This window comes from Clostridium beijerinckii, assembly GCF_008705175.1.
GTDB classification, from domain to species: Bacteria; Bacillota; Clostridia; order Clostridiales; family Clostridiaceae; genus Clostridium; species Clostridium beijerinckii.
This window is the reverse complement of record NZ_CP043998.1, coordinates 4,913,009-4,930,027: the sequence shown is the minus strand read 5'-3', so window position 1 is coordinate 4,930,027 and position 17,019 is coordinate 4,913,009. Positions and strand designations below refer to the sequence as shown.

At 31.1% G+C, this 17,019-nt stretch carries 9 protein-coding genes; all 9 read left to right on the top strand.

What is annotated here, in order from left to right:
• The first annotated feature begins 355 nt into the window (after positions 1-355).
• The 9 genes from F3K33_RS22125 (at position 356) to nifJ (ending at position 16,774) form a co-directional block, all read left to right on the top strand.
• Positions 356-1,396, top strand: a complete 1,041-nt coding sequence (locus F3K33_RS22125; RefSeq protein WP_039770171.1) for a rhomboid family intramembrane serine protease — start codon at positions 356-358, stop codon at positions 1,394-1,396.
• Between the two features lie 215 nt (positions 1,397-1,611).
• A complete protein-coding gene (locus F3K33_RS22120) occupies positions 1,612-3,000 on the top strand; it encodes a glycosyltransferase family 2 protein (protein WP_012060482.1) in 1,389 nt (462 codons plus the stop codon).
• Between the two features lie 443 nt (positions 3,001-3,443).
• The gene (locus F3K33_RS22115) at positions 3,444-5,393 is read left to right on the top strand and encodes a DNA gyrase/topoisomerase IV subunit B (protein WP_012060481.1); all 1,950 of its coding nucleotides are present in this window, start codon (positions 3,444-3,446) and stop codon (positions 5,391-5,393) included.
• A gap of 188 nt (positions 5,394-5,581) precedes the next feature.
• On the top strand, positions 5,582-8,494 hold the full coding sequence (locus tag F3K33_RS22110; protein WP_039770172.1) for a DNA topoisomerase IV subunit A: 2,913 nt from the start codon (positions 5,582-5,584) through the stop codon (positions 8,492-8,494).
• 415 nt (positions 8,495-8,909) lie between these two features.
• Entirely contained in the window at positions 8,910-9,461 is a 552-nt protein-coding gene (locus F3K33_RS22105; protein ID WP_039770174.1) for a DJ-1 family glyoxalase III, read from the top strand.
• A 138-nt stretch (positions 9,462-9,599) separates the two neighbouring features.
• The gene (recJ, locus tag F3K33_RS22100; protein WP_039770177.1) at positions 9,600-11,366 is read left to right on the top strand and encodes a single-stranded-DNA-specific exonuclease RecJ; all 1,767 of its coding nucleotides are present in this window, start codon (positions 9,600-9,602) and stop codon (positions 11,364-11,366) included.
• Between the two features lie 108 nt (positions 11,367-11,474).
• Positions 11,475-12,533: an undecaprenyldiphospho-muramoylpentapeptide beta-N-acetylglucosaminyltransferase gene (locus tag F3K33_RS22095; protein WP_373866468.1), complete on the top strand. Its 1,059-nt coding sequence runs from the start codon at positions 11,475-11,477 to the stop codon at positions 12,531-12,533.
• A 149-nt stretch (positions 12,534-12,682) separates the two neighbouring features.
• Positions 12,683-13,114 (top strand): flavodoxin domain-containing protein, encoded by a 432-nt coding sequence (locus F3K33_RS22090; protein WP_012060476.1) that lies wholly within the window; start codon positions 12,683-12,685, stop codon positions 13,112-13,114.
• A gap of 150 nt (positions 13,115-13,264) precedes the next feature.
• Positions 13,265-16,774, top strand: coding sequence for a pyruvate:ferredoxin (flavodoxin) oxidoreductase (gene nifJ / locus F3K33_RS22085; RefSeq protein ID WP_023973527.1), 3,510 nt, complete (start codon positions 13,265-13,267; stop codon positions 16,772-16,774).
• Positions 16,775-17,019: the final 245 nt, after the last annotated feature.

Genomic DNA, 17,019 nt, shown 5'->3' with positions numbered 1-17,019 from the left:
AAGAAGCAGATTGGACTCATAGCGAGTCTATTACTGCAATCTGCTGATGAAGTATAATGGAAAATGGGCACTTATGAAAAGAGTAGCTATGCTGCAACAAGGAACTTTTCTTGGCAGATAGACTTGTTATTTTTTTGATTATGCCTAATATATATGTTGCAATTCACAATGCACATTTCACAATTACGGCTAAAATTCTTGCAATAGTTTTAGAATCATGATGAAGAATTATTTTTGCGATATATATAGAATGTGAAATTCACAATTGTGACATAAAATAAAATTGTCTATAATTGTGAATTTGCATTATAAAATAATAAGTTATGAATTTTTATATAAGAATAGGTAAGGTATTATGAATAACTTTAAAGAAGAATTTTATAAAATTTTAGTAAATGCAGAGAATTTCTATATGAAACAATATTATAGTGATTTTCATAAAAGAGAAATATTTCTTGCAATTAAAGAGTTATCAAATGGAATATACTGCGTTTTGATAAGCGAGGATGAAAATGAAAATATAGACTTTTTAGAAGCTTTTGAATATATAAAAACCTTAGGAAAAGACTTTTCTCTAAATATGATAGTTTTATCTAAAGGCGAATATACAAATGTAAATAAAACAGTTATGGTAAATAAACTTATTGTGGATAAAGAAAACTATACAGTTATTAAGTATGATGAATCATGTCTTCCCTTAAAAGAAATACTTGAACTATATATAAATAAAAGTAAAGTGAAAAATATTGATAATAAGAGAGAATTTTTTAGGTATAAAATTCCAACTATGATTTTAATATTGATAAATGTAATAATATTTATAATAATGCAAATTGATATTTATAATATTAAACATTCATTAGGTTCATCTCAGTTGTTGTCAGAGGAAATTATAAATGCAATAAATAATTCAGTACTAGTGACCTTTGGAGCTAAATATAATGCACTTATAAATAATGGAGAAGTATGGCGGTTATTAACTTGTGCCTTTTTACATTCTAGCATTATACATATAGCATTTAATATGTATTCTTTATATATAGTAGGTCCACAAATTCAGCAGATTTATGGGGCTAAAAAGTATCTAGTTATTTACATCACTTCTTGTATAACAGCATCAATATTAAGTTATCTAGCAAGTCCATATACTATATCAGTAGGAGCATCAGGCGGCATATTTGGTCTTTTGGGAGCTTTGTTAGCTTTTGCAATTATGGAAAGACATAGATTGCAGAAAAAATATATATCTAGCTTACTACAGATAATACTTATAAATTTATTTATAGGATTAAGTGTGAAAAATATTGATAATTATGCACACATAGGTGGACTTATTGGAGGAGCATTGATTGGATATGTCTCTTACAAAATATTAAATAAACAGTTGAAAAATTAGATAAATTTATATATTTTTATTGCTTGGGAAATATCATGAATTGAGCTAGAAAAAATCAAATGTAAAGGATTTTATTAAGGCAATATTAATTTTATCTTAAGAAAATAGGGTTGATTTTTTATTTTTATTGAAATATTATTAAATAGGTATAGTATGATGATAGATATAAAATAATAAATGGGAATATATCTCATTAAATATTAGGAGTGAATGTAATGGGAAAATACATTTTTACCATAACAGCATTTTTTCAAATTTTTGTTTTTGCAATAACATGTTACTATTTAGCTTTAGGACTTATAGGGCTTTTCAGAAAGAAAGAAAATAAGAACTATGAACCTAAAAATAAATTTGCATTGTTAATAGCAGCACATAATGAAGAAGTTGTTATTGGTAGTCTCATAGAGAGTATGCTAAAACTAGATTATCCTAAGGAAATGTATGATGTTTTCGTTATTGCAGATAATTGTACAGATGATACAGCTAAGATATCTAAAGGTTACGGGGTAAATGTTTGTGAAAGATTTGCAAAAGATAAAAGAGGAAAAGGTTATGCGTTAGAGTGGATGTTTGCAAAGTTATTTGCAATGGAAAAACAATATGATGCTATTGCTATCTTCGATGCAGATAATCTTGTACATAAAGATTTCTTAAAAGAGATTAATTCAAAGATGCAGGAAGGTTACAAAGTTGTTCAAGGATATATAGACAGTAAGAATCCAGATGATTCATGGATTGCTGCTGCTTATTCAATAGCTTTTTGGACTCAAAATAGAATGTTCCAGTTAGCTAGAGCTAATATAGGATTTTCTAATCAAATTGGTGGAACAGGATTTGCTATTGAAACTAAGACATTGAAGAAGTTAGGCTGGGGTGCCACTTGTTTGACAGAGGATTTAGAATTCTCATGTAAGCTTGTACTAAATGGAGAAAAAGTTGGTTGGGCTCATGATGCGATTATATATGATGAAAAACCACTAAAGCTTAAACAATCATGGACTCAAAGAAAAAGATGGATGCAAGGTTTTACAGATGTTGCTTCAAGATATTTCTTTAAGCTTGTTAAGAAGTCAATAATGGAAAGAAAGTTTTATATATTTGACTGCGCACTATATGTATTGCAGCCTTTTGTAACGTTATTACTTGGTATTTCAGCAGTTTTAACTTTAATACAGGCAAATACTACAGGCGTAAATATATTTATTATAAATTATTTGTTTAGTGATGTTGGATTTAAGACATTTGCGGCTATTCAATTTTTGATTACTCCGTTAATATTAACAATTGATAAAAAAATTACAAAACCATTCTTAGTTATGATGGTATTATATTCTAGTAATGTTTTCGTAGTTCCTTATTTAACAGCTAATATGGATAATTGGATTATTGCTTGGGTGAGTGGCTTAGCTTATAACTTAGCATTCTTGATATTAACAGGAATATTACTAGGAAAGAAAGAATTAATTTTATTCTTTAGATTCTGGTTATATGCGTTATATACATTAACATGGATACCAATTACAATTCAAGGTATATTAAATAAGAATAATAAAGAGTGGAGTCATACTAAGCATGTTAGAAAGATAGAAATATGTGATGTGTAATACTCTAAACAAAAGTATAAATTAGAAATCAGGATGTCGTAAAATGGTTAAAAGACCTTTTTGACATCCTATTTTTATTAGGATAAGGTATATGTTTTATGAAAATGTCAAATAAATATATATAAGTAGTAAGTATTGTTAGAAATATATATTTTAATATAAATATTAATGAGATATAATAATGAAATATTGTTTGTTTCATGCAATGCAAGGAACAGAGATCTTAGAAGATTAAAAAAATAAGAAATGTCAGAGCGTTTTTTATAAGGAGGCTCGACTCACGTTTGCTTATTTAGGGCTCACAGAGTAAGCGACCATCATAAAATTATAGATTAGAGATGTCTGCTTAAGTTTTTTTTGACATTAAAGCAGAAAGGCAGTATATTTTATAGAGCGAAATAATTACGAAAAAATAAGAACTGGTGTTCAGATGGAGGAGTTTTATGGAATTAAAAAATACTAATGCTTATGATGTAACAGATTTAACATCACTTGAAAAGCTAGAACCTGTAAGAATAAGACCGGGTATGTATATAGGATCTACAGGTAGTAAGGGGTTACATCACTGTATATGGGAAATAATAGATAACTCCATAGATGAAATAGCTAACGGATATGGTAACAAAGTAACCATAACGTTAAATGAAGATAAAAGTGTAACCGTATTGGATAACGGAAGAGGTATCCCTACAGGAATTCATCCAATCAAAAAGAAATCTGGAGTTGAAATGGTATTTACTGAACTTCATACAGGAGGAAAGTTTGATAATAAAAATTATAAAACATCTGGAGGACTTCATGGAGTTGGAGCAGCAGTAGTAAATGCTTTATCAGAATGGTTAGAGGTTGAAGTTTACCAAAACGGGAATATATACAGACAAAGATTTGAATATGCTTTTGATAAAGAATTAAAAAGAGAAATGCCAGGAACATCTGTTGGCAGCTTGAAGGTGATTGGAAAAACAGATAAAGTTGGAACAAAGATCACATTTAAGCCGGATAAAGAAATCTTCTCAACTACTGATTTTAAATTTGATATAATAGATAGCCGATTACAGGAATTGGCATTCCAAAATAAAGGGATAAGATTAGAATTAATAGATAAAAGAAAAGGACAAGAAATCACTAAAGAATATTACTCAGAAAATGGTCTTTTAGATTTCATAAATTATCTAAATGAAAGTAAAACACCAATTCATGAAGAGCCCATAATTTTTGACGGTGAAAGAACTGTTGGGGAACTTCAATTATATGGTGAAGTATGTATTCAATTTACAGATTCAACTACTGAATATATTGCAAGTTATGTAAATAACATTCCAACAACAGAAGCAGGGACTCATGAAACTGGATTTAAGACTGGAATGACAAGATCTTTTAAAGAATGGTCTAAAAAGTTAGGATTGGTTAAGGAAAAAGATAAGGAATTTGAAGGCGATGATTTAAGAGAAGGTATGACTGCTATTGTAAGAATTAAAATCACGAATCCTATCTTTGAAGGTCAAACTAAGACTAAACTTGGAAATAATGAAGCATATACTATGATGAATGATTTAGTGTATACTAAATTTTCTGAATGGATAGAAGATAATAAAACTTTAGCAACAAGTATAATTAATAACGCATTAGAAGCAGCTAAAAGAAGAGACAAGATTAAGAAAATAAATGAAGCAGAAAAAAAGAAAATAGGAAAAGGTACAGCACCGCTTGCAGGAAAAGTTGCTGTGTGTACATTGAAAGATAAAACTGTGAATGAATTTATAGTTGTGGAAGGAGATTCGGCAGGAGGATCTGCAAAGCAAGCCAGAGATAGAAGATTTCAAACTATCATGCCTTCAAAGGGTAAGATAATGAATACTGAAAAACAAAAACTTGAAAATGTATTGGCTTCTGAAGAATTAAAAATATTTAACACTGCTGTTGGAACAGGTACTTTGGATAATTATAGAGAAGAAGATTTAAAATATGACAAGATAATAATAATGAGTGATGCTGATGTGGATGGATATCATATTAGGACATTATGGATGACTTATATTTATAGATATATGAGACCGCTTATTGCTAATGGACATTTATATTTAGCGCAGCCCCCATTGTATAAAGTGTATAGGGAAACTAAAGGAAAAACTATAGTTAAGTATGCGTATAGTGATGACGAACTTGAAAATACAAAGAAACAAGTTGGAAAAGGTGCACTGATTCAAAGATATAAAGGACTAGGAGAAATGAATCCCGATCAATTATGGGATACAACACTAAATCCAGAAAGTAGAACTCTGCTTCAAGTAACTATAGAAGATGCGGCAAAAGCAGAAAAGATGGTTTCGTTACTTATGGGAGATATTGTTGAACCTAGAAAGAACTATATGTATAAATACGGAGAATTTTAAATCAATTCACAATTAACAATTTGAACAAGTTCCCATGGAACTTGAAAAATTTATATACTTTAAAAAGTTACTAACTACAGGAAAAACTTTCTTATTTAGAAATAGAGAGTTATGAATTAAAAGAAATTCCATAGGAATTTCACCATTAATTGTGAACTGTGCATTATGCATCAAAAAAGGAGAAGAGTATGGCAAAAAAGAATGAAAATATTATACCTAAAGATAATAATATAATTGGTATTCCTCTAGAAGAAGCAATGCCAGAAAATTATTTACCATATGCTATAGAAGTTGCTAAAGATAGAGCGCTTCCTGATGTTAGGGATGGTCTTAAGCCTGTGCATAGAAGAATTTTATATGGTTCATATATGCTTAAGGCTTTTCCAGATAGACCTTATTATAAATCTGCAAGAATAGTTGGAGATATCTTAGGTAAGTATCACCCTCATGGTGATTCATCTGTATACGAATCTATGGTAATACTAGCTCAAGATTTCTCAACTAGGGCGCCGTTAATTGAAGGTCACGGGAACTGGGGATCTATCGATGGTGATGGGGCTGCAGCTATGAGGTATACAGAGGCTAGATTATCTCCTATTGCAATGGAAATGCTAAGAGATATTGAAAAGGATACGGTAGAAATGGTTCCAAACTATTCTGATAGTGAAATGGAACCTAAAGTATTACCAAGTAGATATCCTAATTTACTAGTAAATGGGGCGTTTGGTATAGCTGTAGGGCTTGCAACCAATATACCTCCACATAATTTGGGAGAGGTAACAGAAGGAGTTCTAGCGTATATTGATAATAATGAAATAACTACTTCTGAACTCATGAAATATATAAAAGGACCAGATCTACCTACTGGAGGAATCTTGATAGGGGAAAAATCCATTTTATCAGCATATGAAACTGGTGAAGGAAAAGTAGCTTATAGAGCAAAGACTTCAATTGAAAAATTAGAAAATGGAAGAATCGGAATAATTATAACTGAATTCCCATATAGAAGAAATAAGTCTAGGATTCTCCAAACAATATCTGAAATGACTGGAGATAAGAGACATGCAAAAGCATTGGAATCTATAACAGATATTAGAGATGAGTCTGATAGAAGTGGAATAAGAGCTGTAATTGAATTAAAGAAAAATGCAGATGAAGATGTTGCAGATAAAGTGCTAAAGTATTTGTTCAAAAAAACTGATTTACAATGTAACATAAGTTTTAACATGGTAGCCCTTGCAAATGGAAAGCCAGAAACTATGAGTTTAAAGGCTATAATAAGATATTATGTAGAGCACCAGAAAGAAATAATAACTAGAAGAACCCAAAAAGAACTTGATGTGGCAAAAAAGAGGCATCATATTGTTGAAGGATTTATTAAAGCTATAAGTGTTTTGGATGAAGTTATAGCAACCATTAGAAGTTCAAAGTCTAAAAAGGATGCATCGGAAAACTTGATAAGCAAATTTGGATTTTCTGAGGCTCAAGCACAAGCTATATTAGAACTTATGTTATATAGGTTAACAGGTCTTGAAATAGAAATATTTGAAAAAGAATATGCTCAACTTGAGAAACTTATAAAAAAACTTGAGAAGATTTTATCTAGTGAAAAAGAGCTTTTGAAAGTTGTTAAAAGTGAATTAAAAGAAATAAGCGATAAGTACGGAAATGATAGAAGAACTGAAATTATACATGATGATAATGAAAGTAAAATTGATGTTGAAGAATTAATTATTGTAGAAGAAGTTATGATAACAATATCTAAAGATGGATTCGTAAAAAGAATACCATTAAAAAATTACACTAGATCTAGCTCTAATCCAGAAGATATTGAATATAGAGAAGGAGATTCTTTAAAATATTTAATAAATTCTAATACTAAGGATACACTTCTTGTATTTACGGATAAAGGTTTCATGTACCAAACGAAGGGTATTAATATTCCTGAAATGAAATGGAAAGAAAAAGGGGATAGATTAGATGATATTATTAAATCATTAAATCTTGATAATGAGAAGATAATTGCAGCTATATCCATAGATAATTTCAATCCTAGCAAAGCATTTAGATTTATAACGAAACATGGAGGAATTAAGTTAAGTTCTTTAGATAAATTCCAAACTGCATATGGTAAACTTCAAGCGTTAAAACTTAGAGATGGCGATGAGTTGATTGACGTATCCATGAGAGAATTGGAAGAAGAAGAGAAGTTCTTAAAAGTTAAGAGTAAACTAGGATTAGAATTTACTCTTGAAATAAAAAATCTAGAGGAAACGGCTAGAAATATTTTACCTACTCAGCTATTTAATTTCTCAGAAGAAGATGAAATTAGCCAGGTAGAAGATACTAGTGAAATTGAATATTTTGAATTAAGTGTTGGAGTTACGGATAAGAATAAGTTTAAATCCTATGAGAGGATAAAAGAAGATTCATTAAAAGTTAAAACAAATTCTTTAAAGGAACTACTTATCTTTAGCAATAGAGGATATGTTTATAAAATACCAGTATTTTTAATGAGAAATGTTTTAAATAAAGAAATAAATGTAGAAGCATTTATAGGTAAAATGGAAAAAGGGGAAAAGATAATAAGTTTAATCTCTATTGATTCTTATGACGAAGACTTAGGAGTATACACGTTTACGAAAAAAGGAATGGTTAAGAAAACATTATTAAAAGAATTTGAAGGCGACTTTTTAAGGCAAGCATGCTATAAGTTTAAGTTTGAAGATGATGAAGTTGTATCTGTAGAAATGAATCAAATAAAAATTGGTCACTTGATTATGATAACTAAAAAAGGAATGGCAATAAGATTCCCGGTTGAAAATGTAAATATTATGGGTAAAATAGCTTCGGGAGTAACTGGAATAAGTCTAAGGGATGAAGATCAAGTCATTTTTGGAAAGTATCATAGTAATTACAAGAAAAGTGATGATAATACCGTAATTTTATCTTCGGATGATACAAAAATTACACTTGTTTCTAAAGGCAAGGAAAGATCAGTAATGGATATAAGTGATATTAAACTTCAAAATAGAGCTGGAAGAGGAACGAGTATAATGATGGTTTCACTTGATGATGAAATAAAAGATGTACACATATAAAAGAAGTGCGAAGCACAATTAAGAACCTAGCACCTATAAAAAGGTGCGAAGCACAACCAAGAACTTATAACCTATAAAAAGTGCGCACTGCTAAGAAGAATACGAAGAACAATGGGAAACTTACTAAACATAACAAGTTATGTTGTATATAAAATAAAAATTTCTGATTCTTACTTTTTAGCAAAGTGAATGTCTCACACAAAATATATCATTATGTGTGAATCGTTTATGGCAGGTGGTTGGAAGAAAGTAAAGAAAATTATAGATTGGAAAGTTATAATTCTGACAATTAAGTTGTGGTAGTTAAACAATAAATGGGGTATAATGTAGGTATAAATTGAAGAGAAGCAGAATGAGGGTGTTCTAAAAAATAGTTTAGGATATCCTCATTGTTTAGATTTAAGGAGGAATTGATATGAAGAAAGTATGCGTTTTGTTAGCCGAAGGTTTTGAGGAAATAGAGGCTTTAACTGTATCTGATATAATAAGAAGGGCAGATGTAACTTGTGATTTAGTATCAATTGCAGAAAAGCAAGTTAAGTCAAGTCATGGTGTGGTAGTTCAGGCAGATAAGATTTTTGATGAAAATATGGAATATGATTTAGTGGTAATACCAGGAGGTATTCCAGGAGCTACTAACTTAAGAGATGATGAGAGAGTAATAAAATTTGTTAAAAAGCAAAACAAAGATGGAAAATTAATTGGAGCGATTTGTGCAGGACCAATAGTTCTTGGAAGAGCGGGAATCACAGAAGGAAGAAATATAACTTCTTATCCTGGATATGAAGATGAATTACCAAATTGTGAATATTTAGAAGATGCTGTAGTAGTTGATAAGAATATAGTAACCAGCAGAGGTCCAGCAACAGCAATGGCATTTGCATATAAGTTATTAGATATTCTTGGATATGAGAATAAAGTAGAAAGTATTTCATCTGGTATGTTATATAAGATGTTTATAGGGTAAAAGCTATCAAATTTACTAGGAAATTTTTTACTTTATTTCAGTATAAGAGAAATGAAAAATATAGAAATCTAAAGTATATAACCTCTAGGATCAAAGGTCTTAGGGGTATTGTTGCGGCATGCTGTGAGGGGAGAAGAAATGGCAGAAAGATGGTTTATAAAAAATATAAAAGCTGATTATAAATACATATCTAAAAAATATGCACTTTCAGAATTGGTTAGTAGGCTTATAGTAAACAGGAATATTATAAGCGATGAAATGATAAGAAGTTATATTAATCCGGATTTTGATAAATTTCATGAGGCCAGAGAGATGAAAGATTTAGAAAAATCAGTTGATATACTGAGTGAGAAAATAAAAGCTCAGAATAAGATACGAATTGTTGGAGATTACGATGTTGATGGTGTAATAAGTATTTATATTTTATACTCAGCTTTAAAAAGGTGCAATGCAAATGTAGATTATGAAATTCCAGATAGAATAAAAGATGGATATGGAATTAATATGAATATTATAAAGCAGGCGAAAGAAGATGGGGTTGATACCATACTAACTTGCGATAATGGTATATCGGCTATAGACCAAATAAAATACGCAAAAGAATTAGGAATTACAGTAATAGTTACAGATCATCATGATATACAATTTGTTGAGAAAGAAAATAACGTCAGAGAATTTATAAGTTTAAGTGCTGATGCTGTAGTAAATCCAAAGCAAAGTGAATGCAATTATAAATTTAAACAATTGTGTGGAGCGGGTGTAGCATTTAAGCTTGTAGAAATTCTTTATGAGACTTTTAATATAGATAAAAAAGAATGCTACAAATTCATAGAATTTTTGGCAATAGCGACAGTTTGCGATGTTGTAGATTTAGTTGATGAGAATAGGATATTTGTTAAAAAGGGATTAGAACTTATTAACAGTACAACTAACTTAGGACTACAAGAATTAATAAGAGAATGCGAATTAACAGAAAAAACTTTATCGGTATATCATCTTGGATTTATTATAGGACCATGCATAAATGCTTCAGGAAGGCTAGATTCGGCCAAAAGAGGATTGGAATTATTGCTCTCAGATGATGAAGAGGAGGCAGTAAGGCTCGCAAAAGAATTAGTTAAATTAAATGAAGATAGAAAAGATATGACCATGAAGGGCGTCGAAACTGCTGTTGAAATTATAGAGAAAAGTGGAATGATAAATGATAAAGTATTTGTTATCTATATTCCTGATATACATGAAAGTTTAGCAGGTATAATAGCTGGAAGAATAAAAGAAAAATATAATGTTCCAACTTTGGTTATAACAAAAGCAGAACATGGTGTGAAGGGTTCAGGAAGATCAATAGAAGAATACAATATGTTTGAAGAACTTATTAAGTGCAAGGATCTGCTTGAAAAGTTTGGTGGGCACCCTATGGCTGCAGGTTTTTCATTAAAAGAAGAAAATATAGATGAATTTAGGCGAAGATTAAATGAAAATACAATTTTAAAAGACGAGGATTTATTGAGAAAAGTTACTATAGACTCGGTTTTGCCGCTTGATGCTATAAGCTATGATGTGATAAATGATTTAGAAAGATTAGAGCCTTTTGGTAAATCAAACTCTAAACCATTGTTTGCTGAGAAAAATATTAATTTATTAAAGGCAACAATACTTGGGAAGAATAGGAATGTGCTAAAATTAAAACTCAAGACCAGGATGAATAAAGCTCTGGATGCCATTTATTTTGGCGATATTGAAAAGTTTGAAGAAGAAGTTAGCAGTAAATATGGAAATGAAGAATTGCAAAAACTCTATAATGGAGAATATAATCATGTGAACCTTGATTTAGTATTTTATCCAAATGTTAATGAATATAATGGTAATACTACTATACAAATAGTAATACAAAATTATAGGTAAAAGAATAGAGTTTTCGGTTAAGCATAAAAAGATGTTATGAATTTAAGATCATATATTTTGAGTTATTATAAGAAAGGATGATAGTTTTTGGCTAAGTATAAAATAATAATGACAGGAGGAGGAACTGCTGGTCACGTTACTCCTAATCTGGCTTTAGTTCCTAAACTAAAGCAAAAGGACTTTGAGATAAAATATATCGGAAGTTTTGACGGCATTGAAAAAGAAATAATAACTAAAAACAATATACCTTTTTTCGGAATTTCGTGCGGGAAATTACGAAGATATTTTGATGTGAAAAATTTTACTGATCCATTCAAAATTTTAAAGGGAATTGCTCAAGCACTAAAAATATTATCAAAAGAAAAACCAGATGTGATTTTTTCAAAGGGTGGTTTTGTAGCTGTTCCAGTTGTAATAGCAGCATCTATTAAAAAAATACCAGTGGTTGCGCATGAATCAGATATGACTCCAGGGCTTGCAAATAAACTTTCGGCACCATTTTGTGATAAACTATGTGTCACATTTAGAGAAAGTCTAAAGTTTATAAAGGATGATAAAGGAGTCCTTACAGGAAGCCCAATCAGAGAAGAAATACTTAACGGAGATAAGACTAGAGGGAAAAAGATATGTGAATTTTCTGACAATAAGGAGATTCTCTTTATTATGGGGGGGAGTCTGGGTTCTAAGCTCATAAATGAAGAAATAAGAAAAAATCTAGATAAGCTTTTAAAAGATTTTAATATAATTCATATTTGCGGAAAAGGTAATGTAGATAATAATTTTTTAAATAAAAAAGGGTATAAGCAATTTGAATATGTAACCGAAGAATTGCCTGACCTTATGAAGGCTTGTGACTATATAATTTCAAGAGCAGGTGCTAATTCTATATTTGAATTTTTAGCATTAAAAAAACCAACACTATTAATACCACTTTCAAAAAAGGCAAGTAGAGGGGATCAAATATTAAATGCTAAGTCGTTTGAAAAAGAAGGGTATTCATTAATGCTGCAAGAAGAAGAAATTAAAAATAATGTATTATATGAAAAAGTTCTTGAGCTAAAAAAAAGAAAAGATGAATTAATTAATAATATGGAAAAGAGTCAAGCCAAAAGCGGTGTTGAAGCAATAATAAACGTATTATTAAGAAGTGTTAAGGTAAAAAAATAAATTATTAAATTTGTAATTATTATTTAAATAAAGCACAAATTATACAATCAAATCTTGCAAAAAAAAATATGTGAGATATAATAAAAGAGTAAGTTCATTTTAGTGAAAACATAAGTTAATTATTTAACAAGAAGATGAGGTGCATTACAATGAAAAAAGTTTCAATCATTTATTGGAGTTGTGGAGGAAATATAGAAGCACTTGCGAACACTATGGCAGATGGTGCTAGGGAGCAAGGAGCGGAAGTAAGTGTGAAGCACGTTGCAGATGCCACATTGGAAGATGTTTTAGAAGCTGATTCTATTGCTTTTGGAAGTCCAGCAGTAGATGCCACTAAAATCGAGCAGGAAGAAATGAAACCATTTTTAGATCAATTACAAAACTATAAAGATGTAAACATAAATAAAAATTGTATTTTATTTGCAACTTACGGGTGGATTGAAGATACTTTTATGAAATTATGGAAAGATGAAATGTCATCTTATGGTTTTAATGTAATTGGAGATTTAACAATTAAAGATTCACCAACTAAAACGCAGGCAAACATTATTAAACAATTAGGAAAAAAACTAGTTAATTAATATAAGGTTTGTCATATTGTTTCGTGCGTCTATTGTTAAAAATCTCTTAAGCTAAATATTAATATGTTTATTAGGTGGTCTTTAAGACTAACTTATTAATAAATTTAAATTACTAATTTATGTTTAAAATTAGAAAGAGGGGTCAACGCGATGAGAAAAATGAAAACTATGGACGGTAATACTGCAGCAGCTCATATATCTTATGCATTTACAGAAGTTTCTGCAATATTCCCAATTACACCATCATCACCAATGGCAGAACATGTAGATGAATGGGTAGCACAAGGAAGAAAGAACATATTTGGACAACCTGTAAAAGTTATGGAAATGCAATCAGAAGCTGGAGCAGCTGGTGCAGTTCACGGATCTTTACAAGCTGGAGCTTTAACAACAACTTATACAGCTTCACAAGGTTTATTATTAATGATACCAAACATGTACAAAATTTCTGGTGAAATGTTACCAGGAGTATTCCACGTATCAGCTAGAGCATTAGCTACTTCTGCTTTAAACATATTTGGAGATCACCAAGATGTTATGGCAGCAAGACAAACTGGTTTTGCAATGCTTGCAGAAGGATCAGTTCAAGAAGTTATGGATTTAGCAGCAGTAGCACATTTAACTGCTATTAAAACAAGAATTCCATTCTTAAACTTCTTTGATGGATTCAGAACTTCTCATGAAGTACAAAAAATTGAAGTTTTAGAATATGATGAATTAGCAAGCTTACTTGATTGGGATTCAGTTAAAGCTTTCAGAGAAAGAGCATTAAACCCAAATCATCCTGTAACTAGAGGAACTGCTCAAAATGCAGATATCTATTTCCAAGAAAGAGAATCTGTTAATAAATTCTATAATGAATTACCAGAAACAGTTGAAAATTACATGGCTGAAATCACTAAGTTAACTGGTAGAGAATATCACTGTTTCGATTACTATGGAGCACCAGATGCTGATAGAGTAATTATAGCTATGGGTTCTGCTACAGACGTTTGTGAAGAAACTATAGATTACTTAAATGCTAATGGACAAAAAGTTGGTGTTATTAAAGTAAGATTATTCAGACCATTCTCAAATGAAAGATTATTAGCTGCTATTCCAAAGACAGTTAAGAAAATTGCTGTTTTAGATAGAACTAAGGAACCAGGATCAACTGGAGAACCATTGTACTTAGATGTAAGAAATGCATTCTATGGACAAGCTGATGCACCACTTATTGTTGGTGGAAGATTTGGTTTAGGTTCAAAAGATCCAAATCCAGGACATATTGCTGCAGTTTATGCTAACTTAGCACAAGATGCTCCTAAGAACGGATTCACAATCGGAATCGTTGATGACGTTACAAATACTTCATTAGAAGTAACTGAAGATATAGATGCTACTCCAGAAGGAACTACATCTTGTAAGTTCTGGGGATTAGGATCAGATGGTACTGTTGGAGCAAACAAGAGTGCAATCAAGATCATTGGAGATAATACAGACATGTATGCTCAAGCGTACTTCTTCTATGATTCAAAGAAATCAGGTGGAATTACAGTATCTCACTTAAGATTTGGTAAGAAAGCAATTAAGTCACCATACTTAATAAACAAAGCAGACTTTGTTTCATGTTCTAACCAATCATACATCCACAAATACAATGTACTTGAAGGTTTAAAACCAGGTTCTACTTTCTTATTAAATACTATCTGGTCTCCAGAAGATTTAGAAGAAAAATTACCAGCTTCATATAAGAGATTCTTAGCAAACAACAACATTAAGTTCTACACTATCAATGCTGTAGGTATTGCTCAAGAAATCGGTCTTGGTGGAAGAATCAACATGATAATGCAATCAGCTTTCTTCAAGTTAGCTAACATTATTCCAGTTGAAGATGCTATTAAGCACTTAAAAGATTCAGTTGTAACTTCTTACGGTAAGAAGGGTGAAAAAGTTGTTAACATGAACAACGCTGCTATCGATAAAGGTGTTGAATCAATTGTTGCAATAGACATTCCAGAAGCTTGGAAGACAGTTGCAGATGAAGCTCCAGTAGAAATTAAACATGCTACTAAGTTTGTTAAAGATATAGTTATTCCAATGAACAGACAAGAAGGAGATCAACTTCCAGTTTCAGCATTTGCAGGTATGGAAGATGGTACTTTTGAAAATGGTACTGCTGCTTTCGAAAAGAGAGGAATTGCAGTAAATGTTCCTGAATGGGATAAAGATAAATGTATTCAATGTAACCAATGTTCAATGGTATGTCCACATGCTTCTATAAGACCATTCTTATTAACTGAAGCAGAAAAGAATGCTGCGCCAAGTGCAAATAAGGCTGTAGCTGCTAAAGGATTAAAGACAGAAGAACCATTATTCTATACAATGGGTGTAACACCACTTGACTGTTCAGGTTGTGGAAACTGTGCTCAAGTATGTCCAGCACCAGGAAAAGCATTAGTTATGAAACCACAAGAATCTCAACATGATCAAATAGAAGCTTGGGATTACTTAACTCATGATATATCAGTTAAGAAGAACCCAATGAACAAGAAGACAGTTAAAGGTAGCCAATTTGAGCAACCATTGCTTGAGTTCTCAGGAGCTTGTGCAGGTTGTGGAGAAACTCCATATGTTAAAGCTATAACTCAATTAGTTGGTGATAGAATGATGGTTGCTAATGCAACTGGATGTACATCAATATGGGGAGGATCAGCTCCTTCAACTCCATACACTAAGAATAAAAATGGACATGGTCCAGCTTGGGCTAACTCATTATTCGAAGATAATGCTGAATATGGATTAGGTATGTTCTTAGGAGTTAAGGCTATAAGAGAAAGAATTGCAGAAAAAGCTGAAGCTGCTATAGCTGCAAATGATCCAGCAAAAGCTGAATTACAAGAATGGTTAGATAACGTAAATGAAGGTGAAGGAACTAGAGAAAGAGCTGATAAATTAACAGCTGCTTTAGAAGCATCTAACACTGAATTAGCTAAAGAAATATTAGCTGAAAAAGACTACTTCGTTAAGAGATCACAATGGATCTTCGGAGGAGACGGATGGGCTTACGATATCGGATACGGTGGAGTTGACCATGTATTAGCTTCAGGAGAAGATGTGAATATATTAGTAGTAGATACAGAAGTTTACTCAAACACTGGTGGTCAATCATCTAAAGCTACTCCAACTGCTGCAATCGCTAAGTTTGCTGCAAGTGGTAAGAAGACTAAGAAGAAAGATCTTGGAATGATGGCTATGAGTTATGGTTATGTATATGTAGCTCAAATTAACATGGGTGCTGATAAGAACCAAGTTATGAAAGCTATTGCAGAAGCTGAAGCTTATAAAGGACCATCATTAATAATAGCTTATGCACCATGTATAAATCATGGATTAAGAATTGGTATGGGTAACAGCCAAGAAGAAGCTAAGAGAGCTACTGCATGTGGTTACTGGCAAATGTACAGATTCAACCCAGAATTAAAAGATGCTGGAAAGAATCCATTCTCATTAGATTCAAAAGAACCAACTGCAGACTTCAAGGAATTCTTAATGGGAGAAGTTAGATACTCTTCATTAGCTAAGGCATTCCCAGAACAAGCTGATGCTTTATTTGAAAAGACTAAGAAAGATGCTATGGAAAGATTAGAAGGATACAAGAAATTAGCTAATCAACAATAGTAATTAAAATATTGAAATAACTAAATTTGCGCGAAAAGAGGAGTCACTTCTTTGTAGAAATTATTCTATAGGAAGTGGCTTCTTTTTTACATGCATTCGAAAAAGCAGATCCTTAAAAGATCCAAATCCAAAGTGATCTGAGATCTGATTTTTAGAAGAAACTTAATATAATGGTTGAAATAATAAAATTATATTTTCTTGTAAGAACTGTTTATTTTCTAATAAATTGTAATTTGAATTGAATT